This window comes from Streptomyces sp. NBC_00536, assembly GCF_036346295.1.
GTDB lineage: Bacteria > Actinomycetota > Actinomycetes > Streptomycetales > Streptomycetaceae > Streptomyces.
Genome location: NZ_CP107819.1, coordinates 2,177,122 through 2,194,675, shown reverse-complemented (window position 1 = coordinate 2,194,675; position 17,554 = coordinate 2,177,122). Strand labels below are relative to the sequence as shown.

The 17,554-nt window shown below is 72.1% G+C and carries 20 protein-coding genes and 1 pseudogene; 20 read left to right on the top strand and 1 reads right to left on the bottom strand.

Features of this window, described 5'->3' with window-relative positions; genetic code table 11:
• Positions 1–44 precede the first annotated feature (44 nt).
• From hisD to OHS33_RS09455, 9 genes are read left to right on the top strand one after another with little or no spacing between them, the layout of a single operon-like run.
• Positions 45–1,367: a histidinol dehydrogenase gene (gene hisD, locus OHS33_RS09495; RefSeq protein WP_330329937.1), complete on the top strand. Its 1,323-nt coding sequence runs from the start codon at positions 45–47 to the stop codon at positions 1,365–1,367.
• Positions 1,364–2,479: a histidinol-phosphate transaminase gene (locus tag OHS33_RS09490; RefSeq protein WP_330329936.1), complete on the top strand. Its 1,116-nt coding sequence runs from the start codon at positions 1,364–1,366 to the stop codon at positions 2,477–2,479. The genes hisD and OHS33_RS09490 overlap by 4 nt, the downstream gene beginning before the upstream one ends.
• Entirely contained in the window at positions 2,476–3,069 is a 594-nt protein-coding gene (hisB, locus tag OHS33_RS09485; RefSeq protein WP_267800852.1) for an imidazoleglycerol-phosphate dehydratase HisB, read from the top strand. The genes OHS33_RS09490 and hisB overlap by 4 nt, the downstream gene beginning before the upstream one ends.
• A gap of 2 nt (positions 3,070–3,071) precedes the next feature.
• Entirely contained in the window at positions 3,072–3,236 is a 165-nt protein-coding gene (locus OHS33_RS09480; RefSeq protein WP_330329935.1) for a hypothetical protein, read from the top strand.
• The gene (gene hisH / locus OHS33_RS09475; RefSeq protein WP_330329934.1) at positions 3,236–3,877 is read left to right on the top strand and encodes an imidazole glycerol phosphate synthase subunit HisH; all 642 of its coding nucleotides are present in this window, start codon (positions 3,236–3,238) and stop codon (positions 3,875–3,877) included. Before OHS33_RS09480 ends, hisH begins: the two co-directional genes overlap by 1 nt.
• Positions 3,877–4,608: a bifunctional 1-(5-phosphoribosyl)-5-((5-phosphoribosylamino)methylideneamino)imidazole-4-carboxamide isomerase/phosphoribosylanthranilate isomerase PriA gene (priA, locus tag OHS33_RS09470; RefSeq protein ID WP_330329933.1), complete on the top strand. Its 732-nt coding sequence runs from the start codon at positions 3,877–3,879 to the stop codon at positions 4,606–4,608. Before hisH ends, priA begins: the two co-directional genes overlap by 1 nt.
• On the top strand, positions 4,605–5,000 hold the full coding sequence (locus tag OHS33_RS09465; protein ID WP_330329932.1) for a RidA family protein: 396 nt from the start codon (positions 4,605–4,607) through the stop codon (positions 4,998–5,000). The genes priA and OHS33_RS09465 overlap by 4 nt, the downstream gene beginning before the upstream one ends.
• Positions 4,997–5,752: an imidazole glycerol phosphate synthase subunit HisF gene (gene hisF, locus OHS33_RS09460; protein ID WP_330329931.1), complete on the top strand. Its 756-nt coding sequence runs from the start codon at positions 4,997–4,999 to the stop codon at positions 5,750–5,752. The genes OHS33_RS09465 and hisF overlap by 4 nt, the downstream gene beginning before the upstream one ends.
• Before the next feature lie 21 nt (positions 5,753–5,773).
• The gene (locus OHS33_RS09455) at positions 5,774–6,994 is read left to right on the top strand and encodes an MFS transporter (RefSeq protein WP_330334976.1); all 1,221 of its coding nucleotides are present in this window, start codon (positions 5,774–5,776) and stop codon (positions 6,992–6,994) included.
• 680 nt (positions 6,995–7,674) lie between these two features.
• On the opposite strand, the gene OHS33_RS09450 is transcribed toward OHS33_RS09455, so the two are convergent.
• Positions 7,675–8,307 (bottom strand): TIGR03085 family metal-binding protein, encoded by a 633-nt coding sequence (locus tag OHS33_RS09450; protein ID WP_330329930.1) that lies wholly within the window; start codon positions 8,305–8,307, stop codon positions 7,675–7,677.
• A 92-nt stretch (positions 8,308–8,399) separates the two neighbouring features.
• Here OHS33_RS09450 and hisI point away from each other — a divergent pair, with 92 nt between their 5' ends.
• The 11 genes and pseudogenes from hisI (at position 8,400) to lgt (ending at position 17,497) form a co-directional block, all read left to right on the top strand.
• Positions 8,400–8,768, top strand: coding sequence for a phosphoribosyl-AMP cyclohydrolase (hisI, locus tag OHS33_RS09445; RefSeq protein ID WP_330329929.1), 369 nt, complete (start codon positions 8,400–8,402; stop codon positions 8,766–8,768).
• A gap of 15 nt (positions 8,769–8,783) precedes the next feature.
• On the top strand, positions 8,784–10,274 hold the full coding sequence (locus OHS33_RS09440) for an anthranilate synthase component I (RefSeq protein WP_330329928.1): 1,491 nt from the start codon (positions 8,784–8,786) through the stop codon (positions 10,272–10,274).
• 14 nt (positions 10,275–10,288) lie between these two features.
• Positions 10,289–10,957, top strand: a complete 669-nt coding sequence (locus OHS33_RS09435) for a TIGR02234 family membrane protein (RefSeq protein ID WP_443065272.1) — start codon at positions 10,289–10,291, stop codon at positions 10,955–10,957.
• Between the two features lie 102 nt (positions 10,958–11,059).
• Positions 11,060–11,308 carry an HGxxPAAW family protein gene (locus OHS33_RS09430; protein WP_330329926.1) on the top strand — a complete coding sequence of 83 codons (249 nt, stop codon included), beginning with the start codon at positions 11,060–11,062 and terminating at the stop codon, positions 11,306–11,308.
• A gap of 73 nt (positions 11,309–11,381) precedes the next feature.
• The gene (locus tag OHS33_RS09425) at positions 11,382–11,840 is read left to right on the top strand and encodes a DUF2752 domain-containing protein (protein WP_330329925.1); all 459 of its coding nucleotides are present in this window, start codon (positions 11,382–11,384) and stop codon (positions 11,838–11,840) included.
• Between the two features lie 160 nt (positions 11,841–12,000).
• Positions 12,001–12,810 (top strand): indole-3-glycerol phosphate synthase TrpC, encoded by an 810-nt coding sequence (trpC, locus tag OHS33_RS09420; RefSeq protein WP_330329924.1) that lies wholly within the window; start codon positions 12,001–12,003, stop codon positions 12,808–12,810.
• 8 nt (positions 12,811–12,818) lie between these two features.
• Positions 12,819–13,031 carry a tryptophan biosynthesis modulator TrpM gene (trpM, locus tag OHS33_RS39825; RefSeq protein ID WP_443065271.1) on the top strand — a complete coding sequence of 71 codons (213 nt, stop codon included), beginning with the start codon at positions 12,819–12,821 and terminating at the stop codon, positions 13,029–13,031.
• 119 nt (positions 13,032–13,150) lie between these two features.
• Positions 13,151–14,398 (top strand): tryptophan synthase subunit beta, encoded by a 1,248-nt coding sequence (trpB, locus tag OHS33_RS09415; protein WP_330329923.1) that lies wholly within the window; start codon positions 13,151–13,153, stop codon positions 14,396–14,398.
• Entirely contained in the window at positions 14,395–15,225 is an 831-nt protein-coding gene (gene trpA / locus OHS33_RS09410; protein WP_330329922.1) for a tryptophan synthase subunit alpha, read from the top strand. The genes trpB and trpA overlap by 4 nt, the downstream gene beginning before the upstream one ends.
• Positions 15,226–15,269: 44 nt before the next feature.
• Positions 15,270–16,106, top strand: a pseudogene (locus tag OHS33_RS09405) (DsbA family protein); the annotation flags it as partial.
• Between the two features lie 365 nt (positions 16,107–16,471).
• The gene (gene lgt / locus OHS33_RS09400) at positions 16,472–17,497 is read left to right on the top strand and encodes a prolipoprotein diacylglyceryl transferase (RefSeq protein WP_330329920.1); all 1,026 of its coding nucleotides are present in this window, start codon (positions 16,472–16,474) and stop codon (positions 17,495–17,497) included.
• Positions 17,498–17,554 lie beyond the last annotated feature (57 nt).

Here is a 17,554-nt window from a genome sequence, read left to right as displayed (position 1 = left end):
ATACGGACGAACGGTGGCGAGAACGTGTCTGAGAGAATTGCAAGGTGATCTCTCGTATCGACCTGCGCGGCGACTCCCTCCCCGAGGGTGGCGCCCTGCGCGATCTGCTGCCCCGTGCCGAGTTCGACGTAGCGGCCGCCCTGGACAAGGTGCGGCCCATCTGCGAGGACGTCCATCATCGCGGCACGGCGGCGCTGATCGAGTACGCGCAGAAGTTCGACGGGGTGACGCTGGAGCGGATCAGGGTTCCCGGGGAGGCCCTCAAGGCCGCCCTGGAAGAGCTGGATCCGGCCGTCCGCGCGGCCCTGGAGGAGTCGATCCGGCGCGCCCGGATCGTGCACGCGCAGCAGCGCCGCACCGAGCACACCACCCAGGTGGTCCCCGGCGGCACCGTCACCGAGAAGTGGGTCCCGGTCGAGCGCGTGGGTCTCTACGCGCCCGGCGGCCGCTCGGTGTACCCGTCCTCCGTGATCATGAACGTGGTCCCGGCACAGGAGGCGGGCGTCGAGTCGATCGCGCTCGCGTCCCCGCCGCAGGCCGACTTCGGCGGTCTGCCGCACCCCACGATCCTGGCCGCCTGCGCGCTCCTCGGCATCGACGAGGTGTACGCGGCCGGCGGCGCCCAGGCCGTCGCGATGTTCGCGTACGGCACGGAGGAGTGCGCCCCGGCGAACATGGTGACCGGCCCCGGCAACATCTGGGTCGCCGCCGCCAAGCGCTACTTCACCGGCAAGATCGGCATCGACACCGAGGCCGGCCCCACCGAGATCGCGGTCCTCGCGGACTCCACGGCCGACCCCGTGCACGTCGCCGCCGACCTGATCAGCCAGGCCGAGCACGACCCGCTGGCCGCGGCCGTCCTCGTCACGGACTCCGCCGAGCTGGCGGCCGCCGTGGAAGCCGAGCTGGAGCCGCAGGTCGCGGCCTCCAAGCACATCGAGGACCGGATCAGGCCCGCCCTCGCGGGCCGCCAGTCCGCGATCGTCCTGGTCGACAGCCTGGAGGACGGCCTCAAGGTGGTCGACGCGTACGGCGCCGAACACCTGGAGATCCAGACCGCCGACGCGGCCGCCTGGGCCGCCCGGGTCCGCAACGCGGGCGCCATCTTCGTCGGCCCCTGGTCCCCGGTCTCCCTCGGCGACTACTGCGCGGGCTCCAACCACGTGCTGCCCACCGGCGGCTGCGCCTGCCACTCCTCGGGCCTGTCCGTGCAGTCCTTCCTGCGCGGCATCCACATCGTCGACTACACCCGCGACGCCCTCGCCGAGGTCACCCACCACGTGGTCACCCTCGCCGAGGCCGAGGACCTCCCCGCGCACGGCGCGGCCCTCAAGGCGAGGTTCGGATGGAAGGTACCCCAGCAGTGAGCGCCGACATCGGAATCGACGACCTCCCCATCCGCGACGAGCTCCGCGGCAAGACCCCCTACGGCGCCCCGCAGCTCGACGTACCCGTCCAGCTCAACACCAACGAGAACCCCTACGGCCTGCCCGAGGAACTCGTCGCCCGGATCGCCGAGCGCGTCGCCGACGCCGCCCGCACCCTCAACCGCTACCCCGACCGGGACGCGGTCGAGCTGCGCACCGAGCTGGCCGCCTACCTCACCCGCACGGGCAAGCACCCGGTCGCGCGGGAGAACGTATGGGCCGCCAACGGCTCCAACGAGATCCTCCAGCAGCTGCTCCAGGCCTTCGGCGGCCCCGGCCGCACCGCGATCGGCTTCGAGCCCTCCTACTCGATGCACGCCCTGATCGCCCGCGGCACCGGCACCGACTGGATCTCCGGGCCGCGCCGCGACGATTTCACCATCGAGGTGGACGCGGCCGTCCGGGCGATCGCGGAGCACGCCCCGCACGTCGTCTTCATCACCTCGCCCAACAACCCCACCGGCACCGCCGTCGGGGCCGAGACGGTCCTCGCGCTCTACGAGGCCGCGCAGGAAGCCCGCCCGTCCCTGGTGATCGTGGACGAGGCGTACGTCGAGTTCAGCCACCGGGACTCGCTCCTGCCGCTGCTCGAAGGCCGCCCGAACCTCGTGGTCTCCCGGACCATGTCCAAGGCCTTCGGCGCCGCCGGACTGCGCCTGGGCTACCTCGCCGCACACCCCGCCGTCGTGGACGCCGTACAGCTGGTGCGCCTGCCGTACCACCTGTCCGCCGTCACCCAGGCGACCGCGCTGGCCGCCCTGGAACACACCGACACCCTGCTCGGCTACGTCGAACAGCTCAAGGCCGAACGCGACCGGCTGGTCACCGAACTGCTCGCCATCGGCTACGAGGTCACCGCGTCCGACGCGAACTTCGTGCAGTTCGGGACGTTCGCGGACTCCCACACCGCATGGCAGCAGATCCTCGACCAGGGTGTCCTGGTCAGGGACAACGGAGTACCCGGATGGCTGCGGGTCACCGCGGGCACCCCGGCCGAGAACGACGCGTTCCTGGAAGCGGTTCGCGCACTGAAGAAGGAGCAGCAGGCATGAGCCGCATCGGACGGGTCGAACGGACCACGAAGGAGACCTCCGTCGTCGTCGAGATAAACCTCGACGGCACGGGCAAGGTCGACGTCTCGACGGGTGTGGGCTTCTACGACCACATGCTCGACCAGCTCGGCCGCCACGGACTCTTCGACCTCACCGTCAAGACCGAGGGCGACCTGCACATCGACAGCCACCACACCATCGAGGACAGCGCGCTGGCGCTGGGCGCCGCCTTCAAGCAGGCCCTCGGCGACAAGGTCGGCATCTACCGCTTCGGCAACTGCACGGTCCCCCTGGACGAGTCCCTCGCCCAGGTCACCGTCGACCTGTCGGGCCGCCCCTACCTGGTGCACACCGAGCCCGAGAACATGGCGCCGATGATCGGGTCGTACGACACGACCATGACCCGGCACATCTTCGAGTCGTTCGTCGCCCAGGCCCAGATCGCCCTGCACATCCACGTCCCGTACGGGCGCAACGCCCACCACATCGTGGAGTGCCAGTTCAAGGCGCTCGCCCGCGCCCTGCGCTACGCCGCCGAATTCGACCCGCGCGCCGCGGGCATCCTTCCCTCCACGAAGGGCGCCCTCTAACCGTGAACGGCCTCAACACCATCCTGATCGTCCTCGGCCTCTTCCTGGCCGGCGGCGTCTACTCCTTCCAGAAGCAGAAGATGCCCCTGTCGGTCGTCATCCTGCTCGCCCTCGCCTCCGCGCTGTCCCTCGCGGCCGGAGTCCTGCGGATCCAAGGAATCTGGTAATGACCCCCACCAAGAAGGTCGTCGTCTTCGACTACGGCTTCGGCAACGTCCGCTCCGCCGAGCGCGCCCTCGCCCGCGTCGGCGCCGAGGTCGAGATCACCCGCGACTATGACAAGGCCATGGACGCCGACGGGCTGCTGGTCCCCGGCGTCGGCGCCTTCGATGCCTGCATGCGCGGCCTCAAGGGAGTCCGCGGCGACTGGATCATCGGCCGCAGGCTCTCCGGCGGCCGCCCGGTCATGGGCATCTGCGTCGGCATGCAGATCCTCTTCGAACGCGGCATCGAGCACGGCGTGGAAACCGAAGGCCTCGACGAATGGCCCGGCACGGTCGGCCCGCTCAAGGCCCCGGTCGTCCCCCACATGGGCTGGAACACCGTCGACGCCCCGGCCGACAGCCAGGCCTTCAAGGGCCTGGACGAGGACGCCCGGTTCTACTTCGTGCACTCCTACGCGGCCCACGACTGGACCCTGGAAGTCACCAACCCGCTGATCCGCGCCCCCAAGGTCACCTGGGCCACGCACGGCGAGCGGTTCGTCGCGGCGGTGGAGAACGGCGCCCTGTGGGCCACCCAGTTCCACCCCGAGAAGTCCGGCGACGCCGGTGCCCAGCTCCTCACCAACTGGATCGAGACCCTCTGATGACCGTCAGCACGCTGGAACTGCTGCCCGCCGTCGACGTCCGCGACGGCCAGGCGGTCCGCCTGGTGCACGGCGAATCCGGCAGTGAGACCTCCTACGGTTCCCCGCTCCAGGCCGCCCTTGCCTGGCAGGCCTCCGGCGCCGAATGGCTGCACCTGGTCGACCTCGACGCCGCCTTCGGCACCGGCGACAACCGCGCCCTGGTCGCCGAGATCACCGGCGTCATGGACATCAAGGTCGAGCTCTCCGGCGGCATCCGCGACGACGCCACGCTCGCCGCGGCCCTCGCCACCGGCTGCACCCGGGTCAACCTCGGCACCGCCGCCCTGGAAACCCCCGACTGGGTGGCCAAGGTCATCGCCGAGCACGGCGACAAGATCGCGGTCGGCCTCGACGTCCGCGGGACGACCCTCAAGGGCCGTGGCTGGACCAGCGAGGGCGGGGACCTCTACGAGGCCCTCGCGCGCCTGGATTCCGAGGGCTGCGCCCGCTACGTCGTCACCGACATCGGCAAGGACGGCACCCTGACCGGCCCCAACCTGGAGCTGCTGAAGAACGTCTGCGCCGCGACCGACCAGCCGGTCGTCGCCTCCGGCGGCATCTCCTCGCTGGAGGACCTGCGGGCGCTGGCCGCGCTGGTCCCGCTGGGCGTCGAGGGCGCGATCGTCGGCAAGGCCCTGTACGCGAAGGCCTTCACCCTCGAAGAGGCGCTGAAGGCGGTGGCCCTGTGAGCGACGTGCGCAAGATCTCCTCGGGCGGCCCCTGGGAGGAAGCCGTCGGCTACTCCCGCGCCGTCGCCCTGCCCAACGGCCTGGTCCTCGTCTCCGGCTGCACCTCCGTGGTGGGCGGCCAGATCGCCGCGGGCGGCCCGTACGACCAGACCATGAACTCCTTCAAGGTCGCCTTCGACGCCCTCGCCCAGGCGGGCCTGGGCCCCGAGCACGTCGTCCGCACCCGGATGTACATCACGCACGCCCGGGACGTGGACGAGGTGGGCCGCGCCCACAAGGAGCTGTTCGACTCCGTCCGCCCCGCCGCCTCCATGATCATCGTGTCCGGCTTCATCGACCCCAGCCTGGTCGTCGAGGTCGAGGTCGAGGCCTACCGAGGAGAGACCGCATGACCCTGGCCGTACGGGTGATCCCCTGCCTGGACGTGGACAACGGCCGGGTCGTCAAGGGCGTCAACTTCCAGAACCTGCGCGACGCGGGCGACCCCGTCGAGATGGCCAAGCTCTACGACGCCGAAGGCGCCGACGAGCTGACCTTCCTCGACATCACCGCCTCCTCCGGCAACCGCGAGACCACCTACGACGTGGTGCGCCGCACCGCCGAACAGGTCTTCATCCCGCTCACCGTCGGCGGCGGCGTGCGCACCGCGGACGACGTGGACAAGCTGCTGCGCGCGGGCGCGGACAAGGTCGGCGTCAACACCGCCGCCATCGCCCGCCCCGAACTCATCCAGGAGATCGCCGAACGCTTCGGCCGCCAGGTCCTCGTCCTGTCCGTCGACGCGCGGCGCACCGAGGCCGGCACCTTCGAGGTCACCACCCACGGCGGCCGCCGCGGCACCGGCATCGACGCCGTCGAATGGGCCCACCGGGCCGCCGAACTCGGCGCCGGGGAAATCCTGTTGAACTCGATGGACGCCGACGGTACCAAGGACGGGTACGACACCGAGATGATCGCGGCGGTACGGAAACACGTCAGCGTTCCCGTGATCGCCTCCGGCGGCGCGGGCAAGCTGTCCGACTTCGCCCCGGCGGTCGCGGCGGGCGCCGACGCGGTGCTCGCGGCCTCGGTGTTCCACTTCGGGGACCTGCGCATCGGCCAGGTCAAGGACGCCCTGCGGGAGGCCGGTCACCCGGTCCGCTAGGGGCGGGTCTGGGGGGACCGACTGAACCGGAACGTCTGGCGCTGGCTCGCCGCCTACGCCGCCTCGCTCGTCGGGGACGGGATCTACTTCCTCGCCCTCGGCTGGGCGGCGGCGCAGACCGCCGGGCCCGCGCAGGTCGGCCTGGTCATGGCGGCCGGGGCGGTGCCGCGCGCCCTGCTCATGCTCGGCGGGGGAGTGGTCGCCGACCGCTTCGGACCCCGCCTCGTCGTCATCTCCTCCGACGCCGTGCGCTGCGCGGTGATCCTCGCCCTGGCTGCGGTGGTCGCCCTCACCTCGCCCGGGCTGTGGGTGCTCGTCGCCGTCGCCCTGCTGTTCGGCGCCGTCGACGCGCTGTTCATGCCGGCCGTGGGGGCGCTGCCGCCGCGGATCGCCGGGCCCGGGCAGCTGGTCCGGGTCCAGGGGCTGCGCAGCCTCGTCGAACGCGTGGGCAACACCGCGGGGCCGCCGGTGGCCGGGCTGGCCATGGGCCTGGGCGGGCCCGCCGCCGCCTTCGCGGTGGCCGCGGGGCTCTTCGGGCTCTCCCTGATCCTGCTGCTGGCGGTCCGCCTGGGCCCGCTGCCGAAGGGTTCCGGGGCGGGCGGTGCCGTGGCCGTGCGCGTGGCCGGGGAATCCCCCTGGCAGCAGCTGCGCTCCGGGCTGGCCTACATCCGCCACCACGGCCTGATCGGCCCGCTGATCCTCTCCGGCACGCTCAGCCAGCTCGGTACGTCCGCCCCGCTCACCGTCGGGCTGCTGCTGCTGGCCGAGGAGCGGGGCTGGGGGCCGTCGGGGATCGGCTGGGTCGTCGGGGCCTTCGGGGCGGGGGCGGCCTCCAGTGCCCTCCTCCTGACCCTGGTCCCCCGCGTGCCGCGGGCGGGGGCGGTCCAGAACCTCACCCTGATCGTCGGCTCGGCCGCGATAGGGGCCCTGGCCCTGGCCCCGACCCTGCCGGTCGCCGTCGGGCTGGCGGTGGCCGGGGGGCTGGTGTGCGGGATCTGCGGAGGCCTGGCCGTCGCCCTGATCCAGACCGCCACGGATCCCTCGTACCTGGGGCGGGTCAGCTCGGTGATGGCCTTCACCGCCGTCGGCCTGGCCCCCCTGGCCTACCCCGCCTTCGGCGTGGCCGTCCAGCTCTGGGGCATCGCCCCCGTCTTCCTCGCGGGCGGCGCGCTGAGCATGGCGGGCGCCATAGTCGGCACCTCCGCGCCCTTGGTCCGCCGCGCGGAACTCACCTTCGCCTGACCCCCCTCCCTCCGGGGGCGCCTCAAACGCCGGCGGGGCTGGATTCGCTCCGGCCAGACCGGATCGTTCCGGCGGGGTGGGTGTGCGTGCCGCGTCCGCGGCCGTCCCTCCGGGGGCGCCTCAAACGCCGGCGGGGCTGGGGGTGCCCCGGGCCATCCCAGCCTGCCCGGCGTTTGAGGGCCCGCCGGAGGCGACACCAGCCCCGGGCAACGGGTGCGCCTCAATCGCCGGGCGGCTCTGCCCTCCGGGGGCGCCTCAATCGCCGGCGAGGCTGGATTCGCTCCGGTCAGACCGGATGGTTCCGGCGGGGTGGGTGTGCGTGCCGCGTCCGCGGCCGTCCCTCCGGGGGCGCCTCAAACGCCGGCGGGGCTGGATTCGCTCCGGTCAGACCGGATGGTTCCGGCGGGTCGGGATTGGGCACGGCGAGACCGGATCGTTCCGGCGGGGCGGGATTGGTTCGGCTCCGGTCAGGGTGGGGTTTGGTCGGCTCGGGGGGTCTCCCGGTGGGGGAGTGGGGGCGGTGTGGGGTGTCCCCGCAGGCCGAGCAGAAGCAGCACAGGGTCCGGTCTCCGACAGGGCTCGGCTTCTGCGAGCCGAGGAGACACCCCACACCGACCCCGCTCCCCCGCCCCGTTCAGCGCCCCCGTCCACCGCCCCGGGGCCCGCCGCGAGGCGTGCCGTTACAGACCCAGCCGCGCCGTCGTCAGTTTGGCCACCGCGTCCTTCTCGCCCTCCAGCTCGACCCGCGCAGCGGACTGGCGGCCGAAGCAGAACAGGGTCAGTTCGCCCGGCTCGCCGGTCACCGTGACGACCGGGGTGCCCTTGTGGGCCACCGCCGTCTGGCCGTTCGGGCGGCGCAGGACCAGGCCGACCGGCGCGCGGCGGCCCGTCAGGCGGGCCAGTTTCTCCAGGCGCGACCACAGGGAGTCTGAGAACACCGGGTCCAGCTCGCGCGGCGACCAGTCCGGCCGGGCCCGCCGCACGTCCTCGGCGTGGACGTAGAACTCCACCGCGTTGGCCGCCTCGTCGATCTGCTTCAGCGAGTACACCGACATCTTCGGCGGCCCCGTCCTGATCAGCTGGATCAGTTCCTCGTACGGCTTGGCCGTGTATTCGGCCATCGCCTTGTCCAGCCGGGCCTTCAGGACGTTCAGCAGGATCCCGCCCGCCGCGTCCGGCCGCCGCTCCCGCACCACCACGTGCGCCGCCAGCTCCCGCGCCGTCCAGCCGTCGCACAGGGTGGGCGCTTCCGGTCCCGCCGACTCCAACAGGTCCGCCAGCAGCAGTCGTTCACGCTTCGCATGGGTAGACATGCGGGCCAGCCTACGGCCGGAACCCGCCCCATGCCTGCTCATCAGGCGGACAGCTTGCCGTAACCACCCGCCCCGCGCGGCACAATGGCCGCATGAGTACGTCCTCCCTCGACCCCGCCATCGCCGCCCGCCTCAAGCGCTCCGCGGACGGTCTGGTGCCCGCCATCGCCCAGCAGTACGACACCGGTGAGGTGCTCATGCTCGGCTGGATGGACGACGAGGCCCTGCACCGCACCCTGACCACCGGCCGGTGCACGTACTGGTCCCGCAGCCGCCAGGAGTACTGGGTCAAGGGAGACACTTCCGGCCACTTCCAGCACGTGAAGTCCGTCGCCCTCGACTGCGACGCCGACACCGTGCTCGTCCGGGTCGACCAGGTCGGCGCGGCCTGCCACACCGGCACCCGCACCTGCTTCGACACCGATGTCCTGCTCCGTAAAGCCGAAGCCGAAGCCGAATAGGTAAGGTCCCACCCCATGGATCTTGAGACGTTCCGCAAGCTCGCGGGCGACCGCCGGGTCATTCCCGTCACCCGCCGACTCCTCGCCGACGGCGACACCCCGGTGGCCCTCTACCGCAAGCTGGCCGCCGAGCGCCCGGGCACCTTCCTGCTGGAGTCGGCCGAGAACGGCCGCTCCTGGTCCCGGTACTCCTTCGTCGGCGTCCGCAGCGACGCGACCCTGACGGTCAAGGACGGCGAGGCGCACTGGATCGGCACCCCGCCCGTCGGCGTGCCCACCACCGGCGACCCCCTCGACGCGCTGCGCGCCACCGTCGAGGCCCTGCACACCCCGCACGACCGGTCGGGCGGCCTGCCGCCCTTCACCGGCGGCATGGTCGGCTACCTCGGCTACGACATCGTGCGCCGCCTGGAGCGGATCGGCGACCACACCCGCGACGACCTCGAACTCCCCGAGCTGACGATGCTGCTCACCTCGGACATCGCGGTCCTCGACCACTGGGACGGCACGGTCCTGCTGATCGCCAACGCGATCAACCACAACGACCTCGACACGGGCGTCGACGAGGCCTACGCCGACGCCGTCGCCCGGCTCGACGCGATGGAGGCCGACCTCGCCCGCCCGGCGCCGTACACGCCCGCGCCGCTGCCCGTCTCCGAACTGCCGGAGTACTCGGCTCTGTGGGGCGGCGAGAAGTACCAGGCGGCCGTCGAGGACGTCAAGGAACGCATCCGTGCGGGCGAGGCCTTCCAGGTCGTGCCCTCGCAGCGGTTCGAGACCCCCTGCACCGCCTCGGCCCTGGACGTCTACCGGGTGCTGCGCGCCACCAACCCGTCCCCGTACATGTACCTCTTCCGCTTCGAGAACGGCTTCGACGTCGTCGGGTCCAGCCCCGAGGCCCTGGTCAAGGTCGAGGACGGGCGGGCCATGGTCCACCCCATCGCCGGCACCCGGCACCGCGGCGTCACCCCGCAGCAGGACCACGACCTCGCCGAGGAACTGCTCGCCGACCCCAAGGAGCGCGCCGAGCACCTCATGCTCGTCGACCTGGGCCGCAACGACCTGGGCCGGGTCTGCGAACCCGGCAGCGTCGAGGTCGTCGACTTCATGAGCATCGAGAAGTACTCGCACGTCATGCACATCGTCTCGACCGTCACCGGCCGGGTCGCCGAGGGCCGCACCGCCTTCGACGTGCTGACCGCCTGCTTCCCGGCCGGCACCCTCTCCGGTGCGCCCAAGCCGCGCGCCATGCAGATCATCGAGGAGCTGGAGCCCTCCCGCCGCGGGCTGTACGGCGGCTGCGTCGGCTACCTCGACTTCGCCGGGGACGCCGACACGGCCATCGCGATCCGCACCGCGCTGCTGCGCGACGGCACGGCGTACGTGCAGGCCGGGGCCGGGGTCGTCGCCGATTCCGTGCCCGAGCTGGAGGACGCGGAGTGCCGGAACAAGGCCGCCGCGGTGCTGCGCGCGGTCGGAGCGGCGAACCGGCTCCACTCCGCCTGAAGCGGTAGGGGATAGTGGGGTGCGTGAGCGCCGTACCCCAGCCCCGAACCGATACCGGTCCCGAGCCCGATTCCGATCCCGCCGCGCGTGGCGGCGGCAGCCGCCGCAGCGTCGCCGCGGCCCTGCTGCTCGGCGCGCTCGGCGCCACCGTCGTCCTGCTGGCCTCCGGCCGGATCTGGGCGCGCGGCACCGCCGCCGCGGCCGGGGGCGGCGCACTGCCGCTGTCGGCCGACGGACGCGCGGTGACCGGGGTCCCCGCGGCCCTGGCCATCGTGGCCCTCGCGGCCCTGGTCGCGGTCTTCGCCGTACGCGGCCGCAGCCGCCTGCTGGTCTCCGGGCTGCTCGCGCTGAGCGGGCTCGGCGCGGGCCTCGCCGCGCTGGCGGGGGCGGGCGACCGGGCGGCCCTGGACGACGCGGCGGCCCGTTCGACCGCGGACACCGCCGCCCACGCGGCCGCGCTCACGCACACGACCTGGCCGATGGTCTCGGCGGCGGGCGCGCTGCTGATCCTGGCCGCCGGGCTGCTGGCCCTGCGCTTCGGCCGGAGCTGGCCCGCGATGGGCGGCCGCTACGAACGCGACGGGACGCCCCGGCCCCGCAAGGCGGCGGTGGTGGACCCGGACCGGCCCGAGGACCTGTGGAAGGCGCTGGACCGGGGCGAGGACCCCACGAGCGGGCACTGAAAGCCTGGTCACCCCCCGGGCGCGAAGGGCGTCCGGGGTGCGGGACAATAATCTCCGAGCGTCCGACACAGACGCGTTCGATTGAGCAACGAGGAGCAACTCATGGCGGGCACAGACCACGGACACACCCCGGCCGCCTGGACCGGTGTCATCATCGCCTTCGTCGGTTTCTGCGTATCCGGCGCGTTCATGGTGGTGGCCAGCCCGATCGGCTTCATCGCCGGCCTGGTCATCGTGGCGCTCGGCGGGGTCGTCGGCATGGCGATGAAGGCGGCGGGCATGGGCGCGCCGAAGCCCGAGCACAAGGACCTCGCGACGGTCATCGCCGCGGCCAAGGCCGCGAAGGCCTGATGTCCGCGAGCGGAGTCGGAAGGCGCGGCCCTGTCGGGCTGCGCCTTTTGTCATGACCGGCGACAATCAGCGGGTGGACGCCTCACGCACCCCCCTGGCGACGCCCGCCGTCCCCGCTCCCGCTCCGGCCCCCACCCGGGCCCGGCGGCTGGCCGCCCCGGCGCTCACCCTGGCCGTGGCCGCCTCGGCCCTCGGCTACGTCGCCGCCGTGGACCCGTACGAACCCGGCCACTACCCGGTCTGCCCGCTGTTCCGGCTGACCGGGATCCTGTGCCCCGGCTGCGGCGGTCTGCGCAGCGCCCACGCGTTCGCCCACGGCGATCTCCCGGCCGCTTTCGGGGCAAATGCCATGGCGGTCATCGGCTACTTCGTCTTCGCGGGATTCATGAGCCTGTGGCTGATTCGGGCCTATCGCGGCGGGCCGACCCCGCGCCTGGCGCTCAAGCCGCTGTACTGGTGGGGGATCGGGACCGTGGCGCTGATTTTCGCCGTTGTCCGGAACTTGCCCTTCGGATCGGCACTGGCCCCCTGAGGCCCGTACCTGCACTGATACCCGCACCGAGGGAAGATCAGATTCCGAATGTCCAGTCAATGGGACGCCGTCAACCGCGTGCAGAGGCCGGGGCCTCCTGCGGATACCATTTGATTGCTGACCTTGAACCAGTCGACCGACCCGGAAGGGGGCCGCTCGCGTGAGTGTGCTCGACGAGATCATCGAAGGGGTCCGCGCCGACCTTGCCGAACGGCAATCGCGCGTCAGCCTCGACGAGCTCAAGGAGCGTGCCGCCAAGGCGCCCCAGGCCAAGGACGGCGTCGCCGCCCTTCGTGGCGAAGGCGTCAAGGTGATCTGTGAGGTGAAGCGCTCCAGCCCCTCCAAGGGCGCGCTCGCCGCGATCGCAGACCCGGCCGGCCTGGCCGCCGATTACGAGGCGGGCGGCGCCGCCGTCATCTCCGTCCTCACCGAGGAGCGCCGCTTCGGCGGTTCCCTCGCGGACCTGGAAGCCGTCCGCGCACGGGTGGACGTTCCCATCCTGCGCAAGGACTTCATCGTCACGGCGTACCAGCTGTGGGAGGCCCGCGCCTACGGCGCCGACCTCGTGCTGCTGATCGTCGCGGCCCTGGAGCAGGAGGCCCTCGTCTCCCTCATCGAGCGGGCCGAGTCCATCGGTCTCACCCCGCTCGTCGAGGTCCACGACGAGGAGGAAGCCGAGCGCGCGGTCGCCGCGGGCGCCAAGATCATCGGCGTCAACGCGCGCAACCTCAAGGACCTCAAGGTGGACCGCTCGACCTTCGAGCGCGTCGTCCCCGAGATCCCGGCCCACATCGTGAAGGTCGCCGAGTCCGGAATCCGCGGACCGCACGACCTCATCGCCTACGCGAACGAGGGCGCGGACGCCGTCCTCGTGGGCGAATCCCTGGTGACCGGCCGTGACCCGAAGGCCGCCGTGGCCGACCTGGTCGCCGCCGGCGCCCACCCCGCCCTGCGCCACGGGCGGAGCTGACCCACACCGTGACCCCGTCCGCCCGTGCCGCCCGCACCCGACCCGGCCTTCCCGGCCGGGGCGGTGTGCCGTCGACCCACGCGCCCCTGGCGCGCGGCTGCCGCCCGCGCGGCTGCCGCGCCCCGGCCCGGCGCGTGCGGGGGCGGCGGGTCCGGTACGTGATCGGGTCGGAGCCCGGCCAGGTCAACGGCATGCGATGGCGTGGCGGACACGCGCCGTAGTCCTCCCATGCCCCGATCCGCGCTCCGCTGCCGCTCTCGCAGTGGTGGAGACGGACGTCCTTGGGACCTTCGGCGCAATACGGTGAATCCCACCCGATTGCTTCCGTAGGAGTACTGGCATGCCGTCCAGTGAGTTCTTCATTCCGGACCCCGAGGGTTCCGTCCCCAACGCCGAGGGCTATTTCGGCGATTTCGGTGGCAAGTTCATTCCGGAGGCGCTCGTCGCCGCGGTGGACGAGGTCGCCGCCGAGTACGAGAAGGCGAAGGTCGATCCGGCGTTCGCGGCCGAGCTGAACGACCTGCTCGTGAACTACACGGGGCGCCCGAGCGCGCTGACCGAGGTGCCGCGCTTCGCGGAGCACGCCGGTGGCGCGACGGTCTACCTCAAGCGCGAGGACCTGAACCACACGGGTTCGCACAAGATCAACAATGTGCTGGGCCAGGCGCTGCTGACCAAGCGCATGGGCAAGACGCGGGTCATCGCGGAGACCGGCGCGGGCCAGCACGGTGTCGCCACGGCGACGGCGTGCGCCCTGTTCGGCCTCGAATGCACGATCTACATGGGTGAGATCGACACCGAGCGGCAGGCGCTGAACGTGGCGCGGATGCGGATGCTGGGTGCCGAGGTCATCGCGGTGAAGTCGGGTTCGCGGACCCTGAAGGACGCGATCAACGAGGCGTTCCGCGACTGGGTCGCGAACGTGGACCGTACGCACTACCTGTTCGGCACCGTCGCGGGTCCGCACCCCTTCCCGGCGATGGTCCGTGACTTCCACCGGGTGATCGGTGTCGAGGCGCGCCGCCAGATCCTGGAGCGCGCGGGGCGTCTGCCGGACGCGGTCGCGGCCTGCGTCGGCGGCGGGTCGAACGCCATCGGCCTGTTCCACGCCTTCATCCCGGACTCCGAGGTCCGTCTGGTGGGCTTCGAGCCCGCGGGACACGGCATCGAGACGGGCGAGCACGCGGCCACGCTGAGCGCCGGCGAGCCGGGCATCCTGCACGGTTCGCGCTCGTACGTCCTCCAGGACGAGGAGGGCCAGATCACCGAGCCGTACTCGATCTCGGCGGGCCTGGACTACCCGGGCATCGGCCCGGAGCACGCGTACCTGAAGGACTCGGGCCGCGGCGAATACCGCGCGGTGACCGACGACCAGGCCATGCAGGCCCTGCGCCTCCTCTCCCGTACCGAGGGGATCATCCCGGCGATCGAGTCGGCGCACGCCCTGGCGGGCGCCCTCGACCTGGGCAAGGAGCTGGGCAAGGACGGGCTGATCATCGTCAACCTCTCCGGGCGCGGCGACAAGGACATGGACACGGCGGCCCGCTACTTCGGCCTCTACGACGGCACCGAGGGGGAGAGCAAGTGAGCACCAGTTCTGTGGGGCAGGGCAACATCCGGCTGCTGAGCGACACCCTCGCGAAGGCGAAGGCGGAGGACCGGGCGGCGCTCGTCGCCTACCTCCCGGCGGGCTTCCCGACCGTCGACGGCGGGATCGAGGCGGTCAAGGCGGTCATCGCGGGCGGCGCGGACATCGTCGAGGTCGGCCTGCCGCACAGCGACCCCGTCCTGGACGGCCCGGTCATCCAGACCGCCGACGACATCGCGCTGCGCGGCGGCGTGAAGATCGCCGACGTGCTGCGCACGGTCCGCGAGGCGCACGCGGCGACCGGCGCCCCGGTCCTGGTCATGACGTACTGGAACCCCATCGACCGGTACGGCGTGGAGCGGTTCACCGCCGAGCTGGCGGCGGCGGGCGGCGCGGGCTGCATCCTGCCGGACCTGCCGGTCCAGGAGTCCGCGCTGTGGCGCGAGCACGCCGACAAGCACGGCCTGGCCACGGTGTTCGTCGTCGCCCCCTCCAGCAAGGACGAGCGCCTCGCCACGATCACGGCGGCGGGTTCCGGTTTCGTCTACGCCGCCTCCCTGATGGGCGTCACGGGCACCCGGGTCTCGGTCGGCGAACAGGCACAGGACCTGGTGGCCCGTACCCGCAAGACCACCGAACTCCCGGTCTGCGTGGGCCTGGGCGTCTCCAACGCCGCACAGGCGAAGGAAGTCGCGGTCTTCGCGGACGGCGTGATCGTCGGCTCGGCCTTCGTCAAGCTCCTCCTGGACGCCCCGGACCTCCCGGCCGGCCTGGCCGCCGTGCGCTCGCTGGCGGCCGAGCTTGCGGAAGGCGTACGCAGGAGCTGATGCACGGCTGATCCGGAACGGGGTTCTGTAGCCCGTTCGAGTGGATGTGGGAGCGGGGAGGCACGAGAGTGCCTCCCCGCTTCGTTTGGCGGGTCGTGAGCGACAAGAACGACGGTGCGAACCGCGATGCGAAGAGAACGGCCCGCGAGCGACTCCTGGTGGAGCGCGAGCGGCAGAAGAGCAAGGACAAGCGGCGCCGGAGCCTGGTGGTGGCGGCCGCGGTCGTCGGCGTCCTCGGCCTGGCGGCCGTGGTGGGTCTGCTCGCGGCCAACTCCGGCAAGAGCGGCACGGCCAAGGACGGGTCCGGCCCGGTCGTGGCCCCCTCGGGAGCCACCGGCAAGGACGCCCTCGCGGTCCAGAACGGCAAGGACTCCGCGAAGTCGACCCTGACGGTCTGGGAGGACTTCCGCTGCCCGGCGTGCAAGTCCTTCGAGGACGCCTACCGCACCACGGTCCACGACCTGGTCGCGAAGGGGCAGCTCAAGGTCGAGTACCACCTGGTGACGCTGATCGACGGCAACATGAGCGGCAGCGGCTCCCAGCGGGCGGCCAATGCCGCGGCCTGCGCCCAGGACGCGGGGAAGTTCCCGGCGTACCACGACGTCCTCTTCGAGAACCAGCCGAAGGAGGTCGACGACGCCTACGGCAAGAACGCCCGGCTGCTCGAACTGGCGGGCAAGGTGGACGGCCTCGACACCCCCGCCTTCCGCCAGTGCGTCGAGGGCGGGACCCACGACAGCTGGGTCGCGAAATCGTATGCCGCGTTCAAGGCGGGCAAATTCCGCGGGACGCCCACGATCCTGCTCGACGGCAAGGACATCTTCGCGGACCAGGCCAATCCGCTCACCCCGGAGAAGCTGAAGGCCAAGGTCACGGCTGCGGCGGGGGCGGGAGCGCCGGCCGAGGAGTCGGGCCAGGTGTCACCGGAGGCCTCGGCGCGGCCGTCGGCGTCCCCTTCCCCTTCCGCTTCCGCGTCGGGACGGTCTTCCGCGCGGAGTTCCGCGAGTACGTCGGCGGGTACGTCGGCCGGTACCTCGACGGGCCGGTCGGCGGGTGCGGCGGCGGGTACGACGGGTGGCGCTCCGGCGGGTGCTCCGGCGGGCGGTGACGACTGACGCGGCGGACAGCGCGGACGGCGCGGCCACCGCGACCGTGCCCGCCGGATGGTCGGCAGGTGTCGATTTGATGGCAGCTTGCCGGGCGGGTTGCGGTGCCCACCGCCCGGCAAGGTAGCGTCTGGGTTGCCATGGAACTTGCTTACATCCCCAGCCCGTCGACCGGTGTGGTCCATCTCGGACCGATCCCGCTGCGCGGCTACGCGTTCTGCATCATCATCGGCGTCTTCGTCGCCGTCTGGCTCGGCAACAAGCGCTGGGTCGCGCGCGGTGGCCAGCCGGGCACGGTGGCCGACATCGCCGTGTGGGCGGTTCCGTTCGGCCTGGTCGGCGGACGCCTCTACCACGTGATCACCGACTACCAGCTCTACTTCGTCGAGGGCCGCAACTGGGTCGACGCCTTCAAGATCTGGGAGGGCGGCCTCGGCATCTGGGGCGCGATCGCGCTGGGCGCGGTCGGCGCCTGGATCGGCTGCCGCGTGCGCGGCATCCCGCTGCCCGCGTGGGCGGACGCGCTGGCGCCCGGCATCGCGGTGGCCCAGGCCTTCGGCCGCTGGGGCAACTGGTTCAACCAGGAGCTGTACGGCCGCGCCACGGACGTGCCGTGGGCGCTGGAGATCAGCGAGGGCCCGAACCGGGTCGCGGGCACCTATCACCCGACCTTCCTGTACGAGTCGCTGTGGTGCCTCGGCGTCGCGGCCCTGGTGCTCTGGGCCGACCGGCGCTTCAAGCTGGGCCACGGCCGGGCGTTCGCGCTCTACGTCGCCGCGTACTGCGTGGGTCGCAGCTGGATCGAATACATGCGGGTCGACGAGGCGCACCACGTGCTGGGCCTGCGGCTCAACGTGTGGACGGCCATCGTGGTCTTCATCGCGGCCGTGACCTACTTCATCCTGTCGGCGCGGCTGCGGCCGGGCCGCGAGGAGATCGTCGAGCCGGTCCGCCCCGCCCCGGAGGGCAAGGACGGCAAGGGCGGCAAGGACGCGCCTGCGAAGGACGCTCCCGAGGGCGATGCGAAGGTGGAGGACGGCGCGAAGGCTCCGGCCGAGGACGCCGCGAAGCCCGACGCCGAGCAGCCCGGAGAGGCGAAGGCCGACCTCACGAAGGCGGATCTCACGAAGCCCGGGGCCACGAAGCCCGAGGCCAAAAAGCTCTGACCCGACCCGTACGCGAGCCGCAGGCTCACCGCGTCACCGTGCTCCGCCGGATCCGAT